The organism is Nocardia sp. NPDC060255, from assembly GCF_042727395.1.
Taxonomy (GTDB): Bacteria; Actinomycetota; Actinomycetes; order Mycobacteriales; family Mycobacteriaceae; genus Nocardia.
On the sequence record NZ_JBHXAU010000046.1, the window covers coordinates 25,846 to 42,517 of the forward strand.

Genomic DNA, 16,672 nt, shown 5'->3' on the forward strand with positions numbered 1-16,672 from the left:
CCGAGCCTGTTTCGTTGTGGAGCGAGCGGCCGCACGCGTTAGGGTCAACACGTTGTGCCACGCATCGCAGGAGGAATTCAGGCATGAATATTGTCCCGCCGTCGACCGCCACGGAGTGGCACGGATTCCTGCGGAGCTACAGCTCCGAGTTTCCGGACTCAGCGTTCATGCGCGACATGACCGAGGATGGCCGCGCGGACCAATTCCTCAGTGCGGCCCAGCGCAGCGCCGGGTGGCTCGGCTACGAACCGGCGAGTGAGGACGAGATCCTGGCCGCCGAGCAGCGGCTCGGCGTACGACTCCCGCCGACCTACCGGAACTTCCTGCTGACCAGTAACGGCTGGAATACGATCTCCTACGCCGTCGACCTGCTCACCGCGGACGAGATCGGCTGGTTTCCCGCCCTGGAACCCGAACTGATGGCGGCGTGGTCCGGGACGAGCTTCGACAAGCTCTTCCCCCTGCTCGAGCGGTGCCTGCTGGTGTCGAACGACGACGGCGGCAGCGGTCAGTATCTGCTGTTGCACGCCGCCGACGTCGCGGCCGACGGAGAATGGACCGCCTACGAGTGGTGGCCAGGCGACGGAGACGATCCCGAGCGGTACGACAACTTCGCCGTACTGATCGCAAGCCTGTGGAAAAGTGCCGTCGAGCCCGACCAGTAGGTCAGCGTCCGCGGAACTGGACGGGTTGCTGGTCACCGATGTCTCGCCGACGATGTAGCGGTTGCAATGGCTCTCGATCGGACCTGTGGAAGCGTCCGCGGCGCCGGTTTTGGCGACGATGGGCCTTCGGATGACCCAGCCACGCGCTGGAGCGGCGTGATCCGCAGCAGCGTCATCCGATCAGAGCAGTCAGGGCACCGACGCGGCAGACCACTTGCCGACGATCGGCGATGCCTGCCTGTCCTTCAGCGACCCGCCCGTCCGCAACTCAGGTCTGGTCGGTGAATTGCTGGGTGCCGGTGACGCGCAGCAGGTCCAGGGCCGAGGCCGCGGGGGTGTCGGGGGCGGCGGAGTAGAAGACGACGGTTTGGTCGGCGTCGGGGACGAGCAGGGTGTCGCATTCCAGGACGAGGGTGCCGAGTTCGGGATGGGTGATGGTTTTGGTGGCGCTGCGCCATTGGGCGGAGGGGCGTTCGTGCCAGAGTTGTTCGAAATCGGTGCTGTGCGAACGGAGTTCGGCGATGAGTCGATCCAGGTCGGGGTCGGTGGGGTAGCGGGCTTTGGCGCTGCGCAGCGTGCCGACACCGTAGGAGGCGACCATCCGGAACTCCTCGGGAGTGAACCGGACCCGGGCTTCGGCACCGAGGAAGCATTGGCGGATCATGTTGCGCTGGTGCGGTGGCACGGCGGAGAAGTCGCCGAGTAGCGCGGCGGCCATCGGATTCCAGGCCAGCACATCACCTTTCGCGGACATCACCAGTGTCGGCAGGTCCACCATCCGGTCCAGCAGCCGCAACACGCTGGGGCGCACGACCTGCGCGATCCGTCCGGCCTGTGGGGGTGCGGATCCGGCGAGTTGGAACAGCAGGTCGCGGTCGTCGTCGTTCAACCGCAGCGCCCGCGACAGTGCGGCGAGCACGGACGTCGAGGGCCGCGGACCACGCCCCTGTTCCAGCCGCACCACATAGTCGACGCTGAGACCGGCCAGCTGAGCGACTTCCTCGCGCCGCAGCCCGGGCACCTGACGGCGCGGGCCCGCGGGCAGTCCGACGTCGCGCGGCTGTATTCGTGTGCGCGCCTGACGCAGCAGCGCCGCGAGTTCGGAACGGTCCATCCTTCGATCATCCCGCACCCGGACCGGTCCGGGGTGGTACCGCCGATCCCAGGACAAGGCAGTCCTGCCCAGGGGCGGCGTGCGCGCCGAAGCTGACATCATGACGACAACGACAACGGCTCTGGTGACCGGAGCCAACAAGGGACTGGGCTACGAGACGGTCCGCAGGCTCGGCGAGCTCGGCTGGCAGATCTTCCTCGGCGCCCGCGACGCCGAGCGTGGCAAGCGGGCGGCGGTCGAACTGGCCGAACAGGGAGTGAACGTCGAATTCGTGCACCTCGATGTCACCTCGACCGAGTCGATCGCGGCGGCCGTCGAGACGGTGAGCGCGCGGATCACGGCATTGGATGTGCTGATCAACAACGCGGGTATCCCCGGCGCGTTCATCCCGCCGAAAGAAACGCAGGCCGCGGACTTCCGTGCCGTGTTCGAGACCAACGTGTTCGCACCGGTCCAGGTGACCCACGCGTTCTTGCCGCTGCTGCGCGCCGCGACCCAGCCGCGCATCGTGATGGTGTCGAGCGGAATGGGCTCACTGACCATCACCTCCGATCCGGACCGGCTCGAATCCAGCCTGCTGAATCTGCCCTACACCTCGTCCAAGTCGGCCCTGAACATGATCACCTCGCAGTACGCACGCGAACTGCCGGGCATCCAGGTCAACGCCGCCGACCCCGGTTACACCGCAACCGATTTCAACTCCCACGCCGGATACCAAACCCTCACCGAAGGCACCGACGCCATCGTCCACCTGGCCACCCTCGGCCCCGACGGACCCACTGGCGGCTACTTCGACCGGCAGGGCCCGCTCCCGTGGTGAGCTGAGCACAGAACAGTGTCAGTCCACTCGGGGCACGACGCCGCGTCCGCGCTCGATGGGGCAACAACCGGGCAGGCGTGCCGCTGACGGGGTGACGCCGGCAGCGTCTCGACGACCAGCTCGTTCGACAGGCCTGCCGGACCGTCGTTCATCCCGGCTCGTCGTCATGGCCCAAACATGATGCGAGACAAGCCGTTGCACCTTCCGGGTGTTGCGCCGAATCACATGGTTCGTTTCATGATCAACGGGACCTGCTGGGCGGCGTTGTGCGAGAACGGCCGCCGTCGTGTCCCGTGGGTCAGCGGGCGCCGCCGTTGACGTAGAGGGTTTGGCCGCTGACGTAGGAGGATTCGTCGCTGGCGAGGAAGGCGATGACGGCGGCGACTTCCTCGGGTTGGCCGACGCGGCCCAGCGGGGTGCGTTCGGCGACGGACTGTTGCAGTTGTTCGGGGGCCAGGCCGACGCGTTCGGCGGTGGCGTCGGTCATCGCGGTCGCGATGTAGCCGGGGGCGACGGCGTTGACGGTGATGTTGTATTGGCCGAGTTCGATGGCGAGGGTGGCGGTGAAGCCCTGGATGCCTGCCTTGGCGGCGGCGTAGTTGGCCTGGCCGCGGTTGCCGAGGGCCGAGCGGCTCGACAGCGAGACGATCTTTCCGTAGCGCTGGGCGACCATGTACTTCTGCGCGGCCTGCGAGCAGTGGAAGACGCCGGTCAGGTTGACCGACAGCACGGCGTTCCAGTCGTCCTCGGAGAGCCGGAAGAACAGGTCGTCGCGGGTGATGCCGGCGTTGTTCACCAGGATCTGCGGGTCACCGAGGTCGGTGGCGATCTGGTCGAAGACCGACTGCACCGAGTCGCGGTCGGTGACATCGCAGACGTAGCCGCTGGCCTTGCCGCCCGCCCGGCTGATCTGTTCGAGGGTGGCCTCGGGAGTGTTGCGGTCGAGCACGGCGACGCTGGCCCCCTCGATCGCGAGCCGCAGCGCGGTGGCCGCGCCGATGCCCTGCGCCGCACCCGTCACCACGGCGACCTTGTCGGTGAAACGGTCCATGGATTCGTTCTCCTCTCCGAACGCGCTGCGGGCGCGGCCGACTCGTCTGCAGGCTAGCGACCGGGAAACTAGCGGTGCAAGTTTCCGGCGTTGTCACTGAAAGTAGTTCGACCGAGGGCAGATTCGGGGCAAAAATGGGATCGCGTCAGGTATCGATGGCCTGCCGATTCCGGGGTTGCTGCGCGCCAGGCCGGTCCGACGACCTCAGCCCGCGTCGGCGACCGGTCCGAGCTCGTCGGCGAGCCACTGCGGGAATTCGGTGAGGTCGTTGAGGATGACGTCCGCGCCCGCGGCCCGCAGTTCCTCGGCGCCACACGGTCCGGTGGTGACGCCGACCGCGAGCACACCCGCGGTCTGCGCGCCATGCATGTCACCGACATGATCGCCGACGTAAATGCTCGCCCGCTCCTCCTGCAAAACGGTGGCTTTGCCCGCCGACCACAGGTCACCGGCGAGATGGTCTATCCGCCAACCGAGTTCGTCGATGTGCAACTGGGCGAGCGGGCGGTGTTTGCCGGTGACGACGAGCACCCGCCCACCCCGTTCCCCGACCGCGGCCAGCGCCGCCTCCGCGCCCGGCATCGCGGGAATGCTCGACACGATGCTCGGATACAGCTCGCGATACCGGGTGACCAGCGCCGGAACGAGCTCCTCCGGAGCGCCCGCTTCGACGAGCAAAGTCGCCAGCGGCGGGCCCAGCCGATCGGCGAAATCTGCGCCACGCAGCGGCACATCGAACTCCGCGCCGAGCAGGTCGATGGCTCGACTGACACCAGGTCGCGAGTCGATCAGGGTCATATCCAGGTCGAAGCCCACCGTCCACGTCACCGCTCGACCCTATCGGCCGGGTCGATCGTGGCCGCGATCCCCTCTGAGTGGGGATTTGGTGGGACCACGTCGGCTACGGTTCAGCGCCCCGAGAATTCGGCGATGCGATCGGATCGCCTCCAAGATCACGGTTCAGCGTGGCACACGCAGGCCGTGTGTCTCCATGACGCGCCGCTCGGTCCGTAATTCCAGAGCGCGCCTGTCTATTTCGTCTTCTGGCAGACGACGAATGGGCACCGAGATCGCCACCACCGCCGCAGCGCACATCGACTGGGTATGCAACGAGACCGTCGGCTACCGCGACCAAGATCATGAGGAACCAGTGTCGGCATCGCGCGAGAGGCCAACTACACCAGTTCCCCATGATCTTGGTCGCACCGCTCGGCCCGCCGGAGACACGAGGATCAACACCCTCCACACTCGGTATCGGTGCCCAGATGCGATGCGGATCAAGAGAACGAGCGGCTGTTGCCACCACGGCGGCCGACTTCGCCGAATCCGGCGCCGCGGAGCCTGGAGGGGCGTAAATGGCTGGCGGGCAGCAGACTTCATCGTGAGCGAAGATCGCGAGGGTCACCTAGGGTCGGGGAAGGATCGCAGCGACCGGAGGGGCAGTCATGGGGCATGTCGAGCACAGTGCGACGTGTGCGGCGCCGGTGGACTTCGCGTTCACCTACGTCGCCGATTACCGGAACGTACCGAAATGGATGTTCGGGATCCGGCATTTCACGCCGGTGGGGGAGCAGACCTCCGGAGTCGGCGCGGTATTCGACACCGCCCTGCACCTCGGGCCGACCACCCTGCACCTGCGCGCGGACACCACCGAATGGGTCGACGGCGCCCGCGTGACGATGCGTGCGATCAAAGGCATCGAAGGCACGGTCCGCTGGGACTTCGCATCGCTCGGCGAGCAAGTCACGAAGGTCAGCGCCACCGCCGACTACCGAGTGCCCGGCGGCCTGGCCGGGCGGGCACTCGACCGCGTGATCCAGGCCTTCATCGGCCCGGCGATCCGGCACACCGAAAAGCACCTGCGCGAGAAGATCGAGACGAGTTATCAGGAGTCGCTGCGCAAGGACAGCTGAGGTCCGCACTGCTGTCTCCGCTAGCACGGATCTATCCGCGCGACCGTACTCCTTGTCCCGCTGCGCGGCGGTGTTCGCCTGCGGCGGGTCCGGCGTCGAAACCGATGGCACCAAATTTGCTCTGACGAGACCTACCGAAAGCAGGATCCGCCAGCGACGCAACGGCGAACGCACCGCTACTCGCTGACACTGGCCGTTCGCGTTTCTTGCGCGCAGGTCGGCGGCTTGGGCGACCTGAGGTAGCGATGCCGAGCCCGCCGGTCGGTGCCGGACTCGGAGAGCTGCGTCTTCCGGCCTCGCCCGCGCGTGCCGGAATGGGTTTGCGCAGGCGAACTGATTCACGTGGAACCGCTGGTGCAGCGGATGAATTATGAAGTGCGTCAACGTGGTTCGCGCCAGATTCAGGCATTGGATGCAGGTCTGCATCGACCGCAAGACATAGTCGAATGCGGCGTCGACGGCGGGTTTGCCCGACAGGTGCGACCGAGTCGGGTCGGTGATCAACACGAACGGCGACGCGTGCAATGTAGCGTCGCATGCCATTAGCAACTCGTATGTGGAGTGGAGATAACCCCGTCGATCTCGGTGCGCATGGTCGGCACCGAGATCGACCTTGCCTCGGCGGCCCGCCAGTCGTACCCGTCCGTGCCTGGAACGGAGCCACGGCCCACGTGGACGGCCTCCGCCGACCTGGGCAACGAATTCGACAGGACTTACGTGTCGTCCTCGCGACCAAGCATCGCAGCAGAGGGGCGGCTCGGCGATCATCGTCTCCGGCCGCGCGAGCTCGGCGAGCCCTTCGACGCGGCACTGCTCGGGTGCTTCGCGCTGTCCCGCTCGGTGCCGTAGCTCCTCCGTCGTATGGCAGTGACAGCATGGACGCATGCTCATCGTTGTCGGCGGACTTCCCGGGACTGGCAAGACCACAGTGGCGCGGTTGCTGGCCGCACGAATCCGTGCCGTGCATCTGCGGGTCGACACCATTGAGCAGGCCGTTGTCCGGTCCGGCTTGACGCGGCATCCGGTCGGACCCGTCGGTTATGTCGTCGGGTATGCCCTCGCGCGGGAACAGCTTCAGCAGGGGCACTGCGTGGTTGCCGAGTCGGTGAACCCTCTGGCCATCACTCGCGACAGCTGGTTGGGCGCCGCGCGGGATGCGGGTGCTCGCGCGGTCGAGGTGGAGGTGATTTGCTCGGATCCAGTTGAGCATCGAGAGCGTATTGTTTCGCGGTCGGTCGACATCGCCGATCTGCCGCTGCCGGGGTGGCAGGAAGTGCTCGATTACGACTACCAGCCGTGGAACCGAGACCACATTGTCCTCGACACCGCCGGTGAAAACCCCGACCAGTCCCTCCGCCGACTGCTCCGTAGCCCCGAGTTCAGTTCACTGGGATCCGAGTCCGGATAAGGTCGCAGCGCGGGGTTAGCGCATAGTCGACCGTCCACAGCGTCACACCCATCACCAGGCCAGGTGCCGTCGAGTTCGTGAACAACCGTCGCCGGAAACGGCGGACAAAATCAGTGCCGGAACGAGCGTCCTCACACGGTCTCATCACGTTTGCGTAAGCCCCCTGCCGGACCGAGGATTGTCGTGAGGACAGCGGTGATCGGTGACCGTAAAGTTCGGCGCATGGCGTTCCAACTCGAGCTGCGGCCGACTCCACCGCTGCAGTTGACGCCGGAATGCCTGGTGCACACCGGAATCGCGCGACTGTTCGTGACCGGCATGCTTGTCCAGGGCTCCGGCGCTCCGCCCGAACAGTTCGGGTTCTTCCTTCCCACCGCAACACCGCTACCCGCCGCCGCGGCCGAGCCGCAACTGCTGGCCGAGGCCTATCTGATGACGGGTATCGCGACGTCGATCTCGGGCAACTTCCCCTTCGGCGTCGAACACGTCCAAGCCACCTACCTGCCCGACCCGCGCGGGGGCACCGACCGCTGGCTCTACCTCAGCGGAGCCGCACACATCGGCCGCGAGATCCGCATCGGCTATCGAGTGACCGTCGTGACGGGATGACGAGCCGCCTAGATCGGTGGAGTGCGCGGCGGGACGGTGGCGACAATCCGCTCGGTGAAAATCGCACCGCTGGTGAATGATTCGTGCGTCTCATGACAACAGGAAGAGAGACAGACGCCGTGCGAACCATGTACGTCATCGCCCATCCGGAGTCGACCCACCACATCGACGGACTGGTCGGCGGCTGGTACGACGCACCACTCACTGCGACCGGGTTACGCGCCGCGGCCGCGATCGCCGAATCACTGCGGGCCAAGATCCCCGCACACGCCGAGGTGGAGTTGTACTCATCGGATCTGCAACGCGCCGCCCAAGCCGCCGACGTCATCGGCGAACTGCTGCGCGTACCACCGGTCCTCGATCCCCGTCTGCGTGAGAAGTCCTACGGCGAGGCCGAGGGGAAACCGCAGGAATGGCTGCGGGAACGCTTCGTCACCCCACCGGCCGTCGGCGAGCGCATGGGACACCACGACGGCATCCCCGGCTCGGAGACCATGGGCGCGTTCGGCGAACGTGTCTACGCGGCGATGGACGCGATCATGGCGAGCGACTGCGCCCACCAGATCGTCGTAACCCACGGCGGCACCCTCACCTTCGCCGTGGGAGCTTGGACGAAGTTGCCGATCGACGCCCTCGCCTACGCCCGCTTCCACGGCGCGTCCGGAAGCATCACCGAACTGCGCGAAGACGATTACTTCCACAACCGCCAGGTCGTCCGGCTCGGCGACACCAGCCACCTCACGGCAGGGGGCGAAGCTCGTGGATGAACCGGATCAGAAGCGATCGTGCCGGGCGGCCTGGCTCACGAGACATGACCGCGCGTGGCGAGCTGAGTTTCCGTGTCGAGCGCTGAGTCGGTGACGTCAGGATCGGCCATCCGGCAGGCCGCTCACGCGCGCTGCACGTGCTCCTTCGCAGCGGCGTCGACCACCGGGCCGGCGGGCGCGCGCGTGACGGTCACCCAAGTGTTGTTGACCGCGGCGGCACCCGAGAACGTGTCCGTGAGCGACGGGTCGTGCAGCAGATTCACATTGGCACCGGGCAGCGCGGCGGCAACCGACCAGCCGACACCGGGCTCGCGATGCCCCCACCCGTGCGGGATCGCGATAGTACCCGCACGAATATCGTCGCTGACCTCGAGCGGAACCACGATCGAACCCGTCGGTGAGGTCACCGCGACCGGTTCGCCGTGGGTGAGCCCGCGCGCCGCGGCGTCGGCGGAATGCATGAGCGCGGTGCAGCGGTCACGCCCCTTCACCATCGCGGGCACGTTGTGCAGCCAGGAGTTGTTGCTGCGCAAGTGGCGACGACCGATCAGCTTGAGGTCATAACCGTCCGCCGGTGCGGTGATCGCATGACCCGCATGCGCGTCATCGAGCACGGTGCGCGCGGCGGTCAGGAAATCCGCGGGCGCCAACCGCACCTTGTGGTCCTTCGTCCCGATCAGCGCACGCAACCGCGGCTGCAACGGACCCAGATCGATCCCGCCGGCCGCCGCACGCGCCTTCGCGACCGTGAGCCCCTTACGCCCACGCCGCAACACCCCGTATGGACCGGCGGCCACCCCGGCCGTCGCCAACCGCACCGGACTGAACTGCTCGAACAGACCATTGAGCGCTCGCCCCGTGAATCGCCGCACCGGCAACGGCACCAACTCGGTGACCAGCCGCGCCATGATCTGCCAATCCTCGAGCCCGTCGACGGGCGGCTCGAACACGCGCGCGTCATAACGCAGGTTGTTGCGCACACTGAACAGCGGGAACAACAGGTTGACGTCCTCGCGTTCCAGCGGCGAGATCGGCGGCAGGATGATGTCGGCGTGCCGGGTCGTCTCGGTGATGTACATGTCCACGGCCACATAGAAATCCAGCGAATCCAACGCCGCGCCTAGGCGACCGCGCTGCGGGGTGGACAGCACCGGATTGCCCGCGTAGGTGATCATCGCCCGGATCTGCCCGTCGCCCTCGGTCAGGATCTCATCGGCCAATACCGCGACCGGCAGCTCGGTCCGGAACGACTTGTAGGTGCCGGAACGATCCGTCCACGCCCCGTAACCCATCGGCAGATACTTCGCGAACCGGGCCGCGTCGATCGGCGGCGTCGCGAACATCTGCCCACCGGCCCGATCCAGGTTTCCGGTCACCGCGTTGATCGCGTTCACCAGCCAGTGCGTGAGCGTGCCCGTCACCTGCTGGCACACCCCGATCCGCGCGTACAGCACCGCCGACGACGCGGCCGCGTGGTCGCGGGCAAGCTGCCGAATGATGTCGGCGTCGACCCCGGCGTGCGGCGCCATCCGCTCCGGCGTCGCCTCGGCCACCAGCTCGCGCAGCCGCTCCCAGCCGGTGCACTGCGCGCGAATCACCGCTTCGTCACACAGGTTTTCGGCCACCAGCACCTGCAGCATCGCCAGCAGCAGATACACATCACCGCCGGGGCTCACCGCCACGTGCTGATCGGCCAGCCGCGCCGTCTCGGTCCGCCGCGGGTCGATGACCACCACCTGCCCGCCGCGGCCCCGCACATCCTTGATGCGCTGTTTGGCATTGGGCATCGTGGTGATCGACCCGTTCGACACCGCCGGATTCGCGCCGAGGATCACCAGCCGATCGGTGCGATCGATATCGACGACCGGCATCAGCACATTCGACCCGAACATCCGCCACGCCACGAACTCCTGCGGAAACTGATCGATCGACGACGCCGAGAAGAAATTCCGGGTCAGCAACACCGCACGCAGCAGCGCCCCGTAGATCACCGACGAACTGTGCGCCGCCGGATTACCCAGATACATCCCGATCGCACTCGGCCCGTACGTACTGCGCACGGCCCGTAACCGTTGCCCGATCTCCCGGAACGCCGCGTCCCACCCGATCGGCTCGAAACCCGCACCCACCCGCCGCATCGGCGTGCGCAACCGATCCGGATCATGATGCAGCCCACCCATCGCCGTGGCCTTCGGGCAGATGTAGCCCTGCGACAACACGTCGTCCGGATTCCCCTCGATCCGCGTCACCTGCTCGCCCTCGACGGTGACCAGGATTCCGCAATGCGCCTCACACAATGTGCACTGCCGGGCAATAGTGGTAGCACTCATCGGTTTTCACCTTCTGCCGGTTCGCTTGCCACAGGCTACCAAGCAAACCGTAGGTACCACTATGTTCGGCGGCTCCCTCGACAGCCTGTCGGGTGTTCGGTGGACAGACTTCGCATGCGCACAGTGTGAGACTCGGTGCGTTGGTGGCGTACCGGACCAGTGGCTTCGATCCGCCGATGAGCTGTGAGGATGTCCGATGCTGGATCTGGTCTACTATCCGGTCTCCGCGGTGCTCTTGGCCGGCCACCTGCTCTTCAGCACAGTATTCGGAAACGCCAGCGGTCTCAGTTGGCTACTCGCAGTGCTGGTCACGGTGTTCGTATTCAGGTTATGCCTGTTTCCGCTGGCGGTATTACAGACGAGACCGCTGACGAAACATGAAATCGGTACAGCGACAACCGATCCGCCGCAATTCCCATTCGTGTCGTTCACGACGCGGCTTGCCGGACAGATAGTTCTCTTTCTCGCTCTGCTGCAGGTGTGGAAATCGTTCGACCGGACCGGGCACGGGTTCGGGCAGCTGGGAATGACACCAGAGCAGAACGCGTCATCACCCAACTATGTGTTCAGCGCCGATGACGTGCGGGCGATGGTGAGCTCACGACTGTTCGGCGCACCCCTGGTCGCTCGGATCACGACCCCGCGCGCGGAGTTGCGAGCGTTCGACCTCTTCGGAGGAACCGTCTCCACCGCGGCGATCGCCCTCGTCGCGCTGACGGTGACCGTCGCGACCGCAACGCTCACCGTCATCAACGGGTCGACCTCCTCCCTCGGCTATTTCGCCCGGCAGCGGGTGCGCCCCGCACCGCTGCTCAACGCCGTCAACCGGTGGGTTCTGCCGGTGCTCGTTGTGCTCGCCGGACTGGTGTTGCCGATCGGCATGCTGGTCTATCTGCTGGGAAACAGTGCGTGCACCTGGCTCGAGCATCGTCTGCTGAACCGGCGGCTCACCACGGTCGCACCCGCCCGAGACGATCCGAGATCCATCGGGCTCACCGCGGACGGTGAGCCGATCTACCCGGTGATCGGATACACCGCAGCCGGTGCACCGGTCACCGCGAATCAGGCTGCGCCGGGCACGCTAGTCCCAACACATACCAATTCCTTGGCTGTCGTAGCGCTGGTGCTCGGGGTGTGCGCGGGACCGTTGGCGATCCCGTTCGGGCACGTAGCGCGTTCGCAGATCCGGCGAACCCACGAGCAGGGCGACGGTATGGCGTTGGCCGGCTTGATACTGGGCTACCTCTCGCTCGCCACCGTTCTCGCCGTGATCATCGCCGACCTCGTGATCCTGAACGGAGTCACCTGATATGACGTCTCGCCGGACGACGGCAATGCCGGTCCAGCGAGCACGCGGTGCACCGTGTCAGCCGAACGGTCGATAGAGCGGCCCTGACCATGGAGCTAGCGTTGATGTGCAGTCAGATCGGCTGGAAATGTATGGCCGATCCGGCATTCCGGATGCGGCGAATCGCGACCGGTCGCTGAGAGGTATCCAATGAGAATGTGCGTGACCGGAGCCAAGCGCCTACGTCGTTGCGTGGTTGTCGCCGCCATGCTCGCGTCGGCGGTCGTCATGGTGGGGCCGGGCGTCGCGTCGGCAGAAGACAGTTGCCTGTCGACCGTCGTGATCGGTGTTGCGGGCACCGATCAGGGGCCGGCCCACCCACCGCCGCCCGGTGTCGGCAAGAACGAACTGGTAGCCCAGGTGGGGGCGGAGGTCGCTGCCGCTATCGCGCCGATCGCCGACACACTCGGCCCACTGCAGGTCACTCCGATCAACTATCCAGCGACCGGCGTCCAATGGTTCGGCGCGGTCGGCGCGAAACTGACCTACGACATCTCCGCCTACCGAATCAGCAAGGACACCGGCTATTCGCGCGCCTACCAAGAGCTGAAAAAACAAGCGACAGAATGCCATTCGGCGAAGTTCGTGCTGGTCGGCTATTCGCAGGGCGGTCACATCATGGGCGATCTCGCGCAGTCGGTGTTCCACGGCAACGGGCCGGTCGACCGCACTCGCATCGCGGCGGTAGTTCTCATCGCCGACCCCGCGTACAACGGGCCGACGCCGCGAACAACCGAGGCGATCTACAGCCAAGGCAAGCTCACCCAAGATCAAGACCATTGGCCGATCGGCGGCTCGCTCGGGCAACGCGCAGCGTTCGAGACCACCGATCCGGTGGTGTCGATCTGTATATACGGCGACCCGGTGTGCGACGGCAAAGACCTGTTCGGGCAGGACGGTAAGTTCAAGCCGTTGGCCAACCAGGAGATGCACGGCTTCTATCGCGGGCATCCTTTCGAAGGCTCGAAGGACTTCGCGACCTGGGCCGGTACCCAGGCCGCCAAGATCATCCAGCCACCCCCGCCGACCAACTCGCCTGCCCCCGCTCCGCCGCCCCCGGCTCGTGAGCCGGTAACGATCTCGCAGTCCGGCGCCAAGACCGTGACTGTGACCGTCGTCGACGCCGCGGGCGCCGGCCCCCGGGCGGTGCGCTGCTGGAACGCGACCGACGCGACCCACAACTGGAAGTCGAACTTCCTGGGCGAAACCCCAGTCGACATCCCACGCAACGGCACATTCACCGTCACCTGCCCGACCGCACCCAAACCGGGGACATTCTCGTTGGAGTTCTTCAACTGGCGCTGGTCACCGGCGATCCAGTGGCGCTGACCAGCACCTGACCTACCCGCCCAACGCCGCCAACACGCTGCGCGCCTGGTGGTCGGCGCCGAGCTGGTTGGGGTGGAACGGCACCGCCGGGCCGGGCGGGTTGCTCGACCAAGGGATCAGGCCCTCGACCCAGCGGGTGCCGGGCGGCCGGCAGCCGTCGTGGCCGGCGCTGCCGGTGTAGGTGTCGACGAGCTCTACGCCGGTCGCGTGTGCCACCCGGGCGAGCATGGCGTTCAACTCGATCAGTTTGCGGCCCAGCCAATCCGCATCGGCGTCCGAGATCGGGACCGTCGGGAAGCAGCCGCGGCCGGTGGTGACACCTTCGAAGTAGTCCAGCAGCAGGATCCGTGCGTGCGGTGCGCGGTCGCGAATCCCTTCGATCGATGCGGTCACCTTCGGTTCGGCGGCAAGGATGTTGCGCGACATCTGATCCACGCCGCCGACCACTAGGGCGTCCAGGCACGGCGATGCCGCGGCGTCGACGGTCAGGCACTGCTCCACGGTCGCCGCCAATCCCGCGTCGTTGCCGCCGATCTCGAGGGTCACCAGATCCGTGGACGGGCTCAGCCGATCGAACTGCGGGGGATTGACCCCCAGCGGAGTGTGCTGCGGCGCGGTCATATTCGGGGACGACGCCCCACCACAGGTCGCGTCCCGGAACACCGGGACCGCCAGCGCGGCGGCCACCTGCTTGGCATAGCTGCCCTGACTCTGCGCGCACCCCAACGGCACGAAGTCGTCGGTCGCCTGGATCACCGAGGCGTCCGCGGCCCACGAATCACCCAGCGCCACATACTCACCGAACCCGGGCTCCGCCGACGCCACCGGAGCACCACCCAGCAGCACACCCATTGCCACACCCGCGATCACAGCCCGCGACGTCTTCACCCATGCCTCCACACCACCCAGCTGGACGGACGCCCAGTGCTGGTGAACCTAACATCCACTCGTCAGACGCGCGCAGCAATACTCGAGTCACCCCAGCGCTATACGATGCGCCCATGCCACACCGCCGCTCCTGCCTCGTGGCCCTGTGCGGAGCACTACTCATCGCAGTCACCACCACCGGCTGCATCGGCGCCGTCGACCGCGCCGACTTCGAAAAGGACGTCCAAGCCCGCGGCGGCGGACTCGTCTCGGCACTGCCGAGCGCCGCGCTCGACAGCCTCCGGCAACGCCTCGGCGTAACCGACGTCCGGGCCAGCGTCATCATGCTCACCGCACCCGAATCCCGCAGCGCCACCTGGGGAATGCTCGCGCAACCACCACAGGTCACCCGCTTCAGCAACGAGAACCCCGGCCTCTTCACGCAGGACTCGGCGGTACACCTGCGCATCCAGGTGCCCACTCACCCAGAACAACAAGACGACTACATCTACGCGAACCGATCCCTGCACGGCCCCACACCGGTCCACGTGTCGGCCGCCGACCACCCCGACACCGAAATGTTCGACGTCCGAGAGGTTTCCGGCCTGCTCCGGCTCGAGGAAATCCTCGACACCGCCCTCGCTCGAACAGCCGTGTCGAACGGCCACGTCTCGGCGGTGATCATCAACCGCATCGACGACGAGGTGCGCATCACCGTCGACGTCACCTCACCGCGCACCACGATGGTCGCCGAATTCGACCGTGCCGGAACGTTTCTACGAATGGGCCAGGTATGAGCGAGGAGTATCGGGGCGACCGGATCGAGGACCACCCGCCGCGACGGTTCCGCAAGATCATGGCGATGCTGGCCGTGATCCTGTTCAGCACCGCGATCCTCGGAACTGTGCTGCCCGTCGCCATCTGGCCCGGTGAAGCGAAACTGACCGCGCCCTTGTTCTGCGAGGCGCCCTACACCGAGCCGATCGTCGTCTCCGACACCTTCAGTGACTCCGAAGGGTAAAGCACCAACTACTCGATGTACTGCGTCGGTGACCGCGGCCAGTACACCGAGGTGGGCTTCCTGCGGCCGTGGCTCGCGCTGTGGGCACTGCACAGCGCTATCGTGATCGCCTTGGTGATCGCGGTGGGCCTGCGGGGGCGGTATACGCACGCCGCCGAACCGGAGCGACTTACGGAATCTACGGAATTCTAGGTCAACTGCCACGTCCGTATATCGTCACTGTGACGTTTTGTGGCCGGATTCCTACCAGCGGGGGAGTCGGGCACTACCTCGCAGGGCACGCGGGCACAAGATCAACAGGACGCAGCGGTGACGCTACTCGCGAGCCATGCCCGTAGACCTTCCGGCAGGATCCTCACGCGGCGACGACCGCGACCGGTTCGACCGCCGGCTCCTGGAAGCCGGGCAGGTGACGATTCACCAGAGGAATCAACAGCTGAATCAACGGACCGATGCCGAACGCATAGACCAGCGTCCCGATCCCGACACTGCCACCGAGCACCCAGCCGATCGCCAACACCGTCACCTCGATCGACGTCCGCACCACCCACACCGCCACCCCGGTCCGGCGAACCAGTCCAGTCATCAACCCGTCACGCGGACCGGGACCCATCCCGGCACCGATGTACAGCACCGTAGCGATCGCATTGAGCACCACCGCCGCACCCATCGCACCCACCCGCGCCGGAATCATCTCCCACGCGGGCAACAACCACAGCCCGACATCCACCGACACCGCGATCACCACCACATTGCTCACGGTCCCCACACCGGGCCGCTGCCGCAACGGAATCCACGCCAGTAGCACTGCGATCCCGGTCAACGCCGTCACCGCACCGAAGCTGATCGGCACATGCCCCGCGACACCCTGATGGAACACATCCCACGGATCCAGCCCGAGCCCCGCACGCACCATCACGGCCATCGAGAACCCGTACAGCCACAACCCGACATACAACGCCACCAGGCGACGAATCAACACCCGCCCAGCATGACGACGACTGGCATCTGAAAACAGAGCCAGTCGATAACAGCTGGCCTGACAGCTGGCCCCGAAGGTGGACCGGAACCGCCACGAAACCTACCCACCGCAGCGTACCCAGAACCATACCTGCGACCGACCAGACCGATACCTGCGGCCGATGCGGCACGAACCACACCAGAACACACTGGAACACAACATAAGCCGGACAACGACGGCAGGATCATCATGGGCATCTTCCGCAAGAACACCACCAAGACCGACGAACAACCCACCGACACCACCGACCCGAACGCCGAGCCCCCCAAGAAGGACCGCAAGCGCCGCCGCCGCCTCCTGGGTGGCTACTACGGAGGCAACGGCGGCAACTAGCCCGGAACATCTGACCCACAACACATTTCAAGGTCCACTGCCCTACCTTCAAAACGTCACAGTGACGTTTTGAAGG

Annotated in this window: 19 protein-coding genes; 13 read left to right on the forward strand and 6 right to left on the reverse strand. The window is 66.2% G+C overall.

Annotated elements, in window-relative coordinates; translation table 11 throughout:
* The first annotated feature begins 83 nt into the window (after positions 1-83).
* A complete protein-coding gene (locus ACFWF1_RS43045) occupies positions 84-665 on the forward strand; it encodes an SMI1/KNR4 family protein (protein ID WP_379291352.1) in 582 nt (193 codons plus the stop codon).
* 268 nt (positions 666-933) lie between these two features.
* On the opposite strand, the gene ACFWF1_RS43050 is transcribed toward ACFWF1_RS43045, so the two are convergent.
* On the reverse strand, positions 934-1,779 hold the full coding sequence (locus tag ACFWF1_RS43050; RefSeq protein ID WP_379291350.1) for a helix-turn-helix transcriptional regulator: 846 nt from the start codon (positions 1,777-1,779) through the stop codon (positions 934-936).
* Positions 1,780-1,879: 100 nt separating this feature from the next.
* On the opposite strand from ACFWF1_RS43050, the gene ACFWF1_RS43055 reads away from it, so the two are divergent.
* Positions 1,880-2,599, forward strand: coding sequence for an SDR family oxidoreductase (locus ACFWF1_RS43055; protein ID WP_379291348.1), 720 nt, complete (start codon positions 1,880-1,882; stop codon positions 2,597-2,599).
* Between the two features lie 298 nt (positions 2,600-2,897).
* On the opposite strand, the gene ACFWF1_RS43060 is transcribed toward ACFWF1_RS43055, so the two are convergent.
* Both ACFWF1_RS43060 and ACFWF1_RS43065 read right to left on the reverse strand, forming a co-directional pair.
* Complete coding sequence (locus ACFWF1_RS43060; protein WP_379291347.1) at positions 2,898-3,650, reverse strand: beta-ketoacyl-ACP reductase; 753 nt, start codon at positions 3,648-3,650, stop codon at positions 2,898-2,900.
* Positions 3,651-3,854: 204 nt separating this feature from the next.
* Entirely contained in the window at positions 3,855-4,478 is a 624-nt protein-coding gene (locus tag ACFWF1_RS43065) for an HAD family hydrolase (protein ID WP_379291346.1), read from the reverse strand.
* Positions 4,479-5,095: 617 nt separating this feature from the next.
* Here ACFWF1_RS43065 and ACFWF1_RS43070 point away from each other — a divergent pair.
* The 5 genes from ACFWF1_RS43070 (at position 5,096) to ACFWF1_RS43090 (ending at position 8,347) form a co-directional block, all read left to right on the forward strand.
* On the forward strand, positions 5,096-5,563 hold the full coding sequence (locus ACFWF1_RS43070) for an SRPBCC family protein (RefSeq protein ID WP_379291344.1): 468 nt from the start codon (positions 5,096-5,098) through the stop codon (positions 5,561-5,563).
* A gap of 561 nt (positions 5,564-6,124) precedes the next feature.
* A complete protein-coding gene (locus ACFWF1_RS43075; RefSeq protein ID WP_379291343.1) occupies positions 6,125-6,412 on the forward strand; it encodes a hypothetical protein in 288 nt (95 codons plus the stop codon).
* Between the two features lie 34 nt (positions 6,413-6,446).
* Positions 6,447-6,971 (forward strand): AAA family ATPase, encoded by a 525-nt coding sequence (locus ACFWF1_RS43080; RefSeq protein ID WP_379291341.1) that lies wholly within the window; start codon positions 6,447-6,449, stop codon positions 6,969-6,971.
* 222 nt (positions 6,972-7,193) lie between these two features.
* The gene (locus ACFWF1_RS43085) at positions 7,194-7,580 is read left to right on the forward strand and encodes a hypothetical protein (protein WP_379291339.1); all 387 of its coding nucleotides are present in this window, start codon (positions 7,194-7,196) and stop codon (positions 7,578-7,580) included.
* 128 nt (positions 7,581-7,708) lie between these two features.
* Positions 7,709-8,347 carry a histidine phosphatase family protein gene (locus ACFWF1_RS43090; RefSeq protein WP_379291386.1) on the forward strand — a complete coding sequence of 213 codons (639 nt, stop codon included), beginning with the start codon at positions 7,709-7,711 and terminating at the stop codon, positions 8,345-8,347.
* A gap of 122 nt (positions 8,348-8,469) precedes the next feature.
* Here ACFWF1_RS43090 and ACFWF1_RS43095 read toward each other — a convergent pair whose 3' ends face one another.
* A complete protein-coding gene (locus tag ACFWF1_RS43095; RefSeq protein ID WP_379291337.1) occupies positions 8,470-10,677 on the reverse strand; it encodes a molybdopterin oxidoreductase family protein in 2,208 nt (735 codons plus the stop codon).
* 421 nt (positions 10,678-11,098) lie between these two features.
* On the opposite strand from ACFWF1_RS43095, the gene ACFWF1_RS43100 reads away from it, so the two are divergent.
* A complete protein-coding gene (locus tag ACFWF1_RS43100; RefSeq protein WP_379291335.1) occupies positions 11,099-11,986 on the forward strand; it encodes a DUF4190 domain-containing protein in 888 nt (295 codons plus the stop codon).
* Positions 11,987-12,187: 201 nt separating this feature from the next.
* On the forward strand, positions 12,188-13,354 hold the full coding sequence (locus ACFWF1_RS43105; protein WP_379291334.1) for a cutinase family protein: 1,167 nt from the start codon (positions 12,188-12,190) through the stop codon (positions 13,352-13,354).
* A gap of 12 nt (positions 13,355-13,366) precedes the next feature.
* On the opposite strand, the gene ACFWF1_RS43110 is transcribed toward ACFWF1_RS43105, so the two are convergent.
* Entirely contained in the window at positions 13,367-14,242 is an 876-nt protein-coding gene (locus ACFWF1_RS43110) for an SGNH/GDSL hydrolase family protein (RefSeq protein WP_379291332.1), read from the reverse strand.
* A 113-nt stretch (positions 14,243-14,355) separates the two neighbouring features.
* On the opposite strand from ACFWF1_RS43110, the gene ACFWF1_RS43115 reads away from it, so the two are divergent.
* Genes ACFWF1_RS43115 through ACFWF1_RS43125 form a run of 3 tightly spaced genes read left to right on the forward strand, consistent with a single transcriptional unit; the run spans position 14,356 to position 15,434 of the window.
* A complete protein-coding gene (locus tag ACFWF1_RS43115; RefSeq protein ID WP_379291330.1) occupies positions 14,356-15,018 on the forward strand; it encodes a hypothetical protein in 663 nt (220 codons plus the stop codon).
* A complete protein-coding gene (locus tag ACFWF1_RS43120; protein ID WP_379291329.1) occupies positions 15,015-15,242 on the forward strand; it encodes a hypothetical protein in 228 nt (75 codons plus the stop codon). The genes ACFWF1_RS43115 and ACFWF1_RS43120 overlap by 4 nt, the downstream gene beginning before the upstream one ends.
* Before the next feature lie 15 nt (positions 15,243-15,257).
* Entirely contained in the window at positions 15,258-15,434 is a 177-nt protein-coding gene (locus tag ACFWF1_RS43125; protein WP_379291327.1) for a hypothetical protein, read from the forward strand.
* Between the two features lie 163 nt (positions 15,435-15,597).
* On the opposite strand, the gene ACFWF1_RS43130 is transcribed toward ACFWF1_RS43125, so the two are convergent.
* Positions 15,598-16,224, reverse strand: coding sequence for a YitT family protein (locus tag ACFWF1_RS43130; RefSeq protein WP_379291325.1), 627 nt, complete (start codon positions 16,222-16,224; stop codon positions 15,598-15,600).
* 228 nt (positions 16,225-16,452) lie between these two features.
* Between ACFWF1_RS43130 and ACFWF1_RS43135 the strand changes: the two genes are divergently transcribed.
* Complete coding sequence (locus ACFWF1_RS43135) at positions 16,453-16,596, forward strand: hypothetical protein (protein ID WP_379291324.1); 144 nt, start codon at positions 16,453-16,455, stop codon at positions 16,594-16,596.
* The last annotated feature ends 76 nt before the right edge of the window (positions 16,597-16,672 follow it).

Coding starts and splice junctions, on each gene's coding strand:
- ACFWF1_RS43135 (WP_379291324.1), top strand. CDS start 16,453: ATGGGCATCTTCCGCAAGAACACCACCAAGACCGACGAACAACCCACC.
- ACFWF1_RS43120 (WP_379291329.1), top strand. CDS start 15,015: ATGAGCGAGGAGTATCGGGGCGACCGGATCGAGGACCACCCGCCGCGA.
- ACFWF1_RS43090 (WP_379291386.1), top strand. CDS start 7,709: ATGTACGTCATCGCCCATCCGGAGTCGACCCACCACATCGACGGACTG.
- ACFWF1_RS43085 (WP_379291339.1), top strand. CDS start 7,194: ATGGCGTTCCAACTCGAGCTGCGGCCGACTCCACCGCTGCAGTTGACG.
- ACFWF1_RS43115 (WP_379291330.1), top strand. CDS start 14,356: ATGCCACACCGCCGCTCCTGCCTCGTGGCCCTGTGCGGAGCACTACTC.
- ACFWF1_RS43055 (WP_379291348.1), top strand. CDS start 1,880: ATGACGACAACGACAACGGCTCTGGTGACCGGAGCCAACAAGGGACTG.
- ACFWF1_RS43070 (WP_379291344.1), top strand. CDS start 5,096: ATGGGGCATGTCGAGCACAGTGCGACGTGTGCGGCGCCGGTGGACTTC.
- ACFWF1_RS43080 (WP_379291341.1), top strand. CDS start 6,447: ATGCTCATCGTTGTCGGCGGACTTCCCGGGACTGGCAAGACCACAGTG.
- ACFWF1_RS43045 (WP_379291352.1), top strand. CDS start 84: ATGAATATTGTCCCGCCGTCGACCGCCACGGAGTGGCACGGATTCCTG.
- ACFWF1_RS43095 (WP_379291337.1), bottom strand. CDS start 10,677: ATGAGTGCTACCACTATTGCCCGGCAGTGCACATTGTGTGAGGCGCAT.
- ACFWF1_RS43050 (WP_379291350.1), bottom strand. CDS start 1,779: ATGGACCGTTCCGAACTCGCGGCGCTGCTGCGTCAGGCGCGCACACGA.
- ACFWF1_RS43125 (WP_379291327.1), top strand. CDS start 15,258: ATGTACTGCGTCGGTGACCGCGGCCAGTACACCGAGGTGGGCTTCCTG.
- ACFWF1_RS43060 (WP_379291347.1), bottom strand. CDS start 3,650: ATGGACCGTTTCACCGACAAGGTCGCCGTGGTGACGGGTGCGGCGCAG.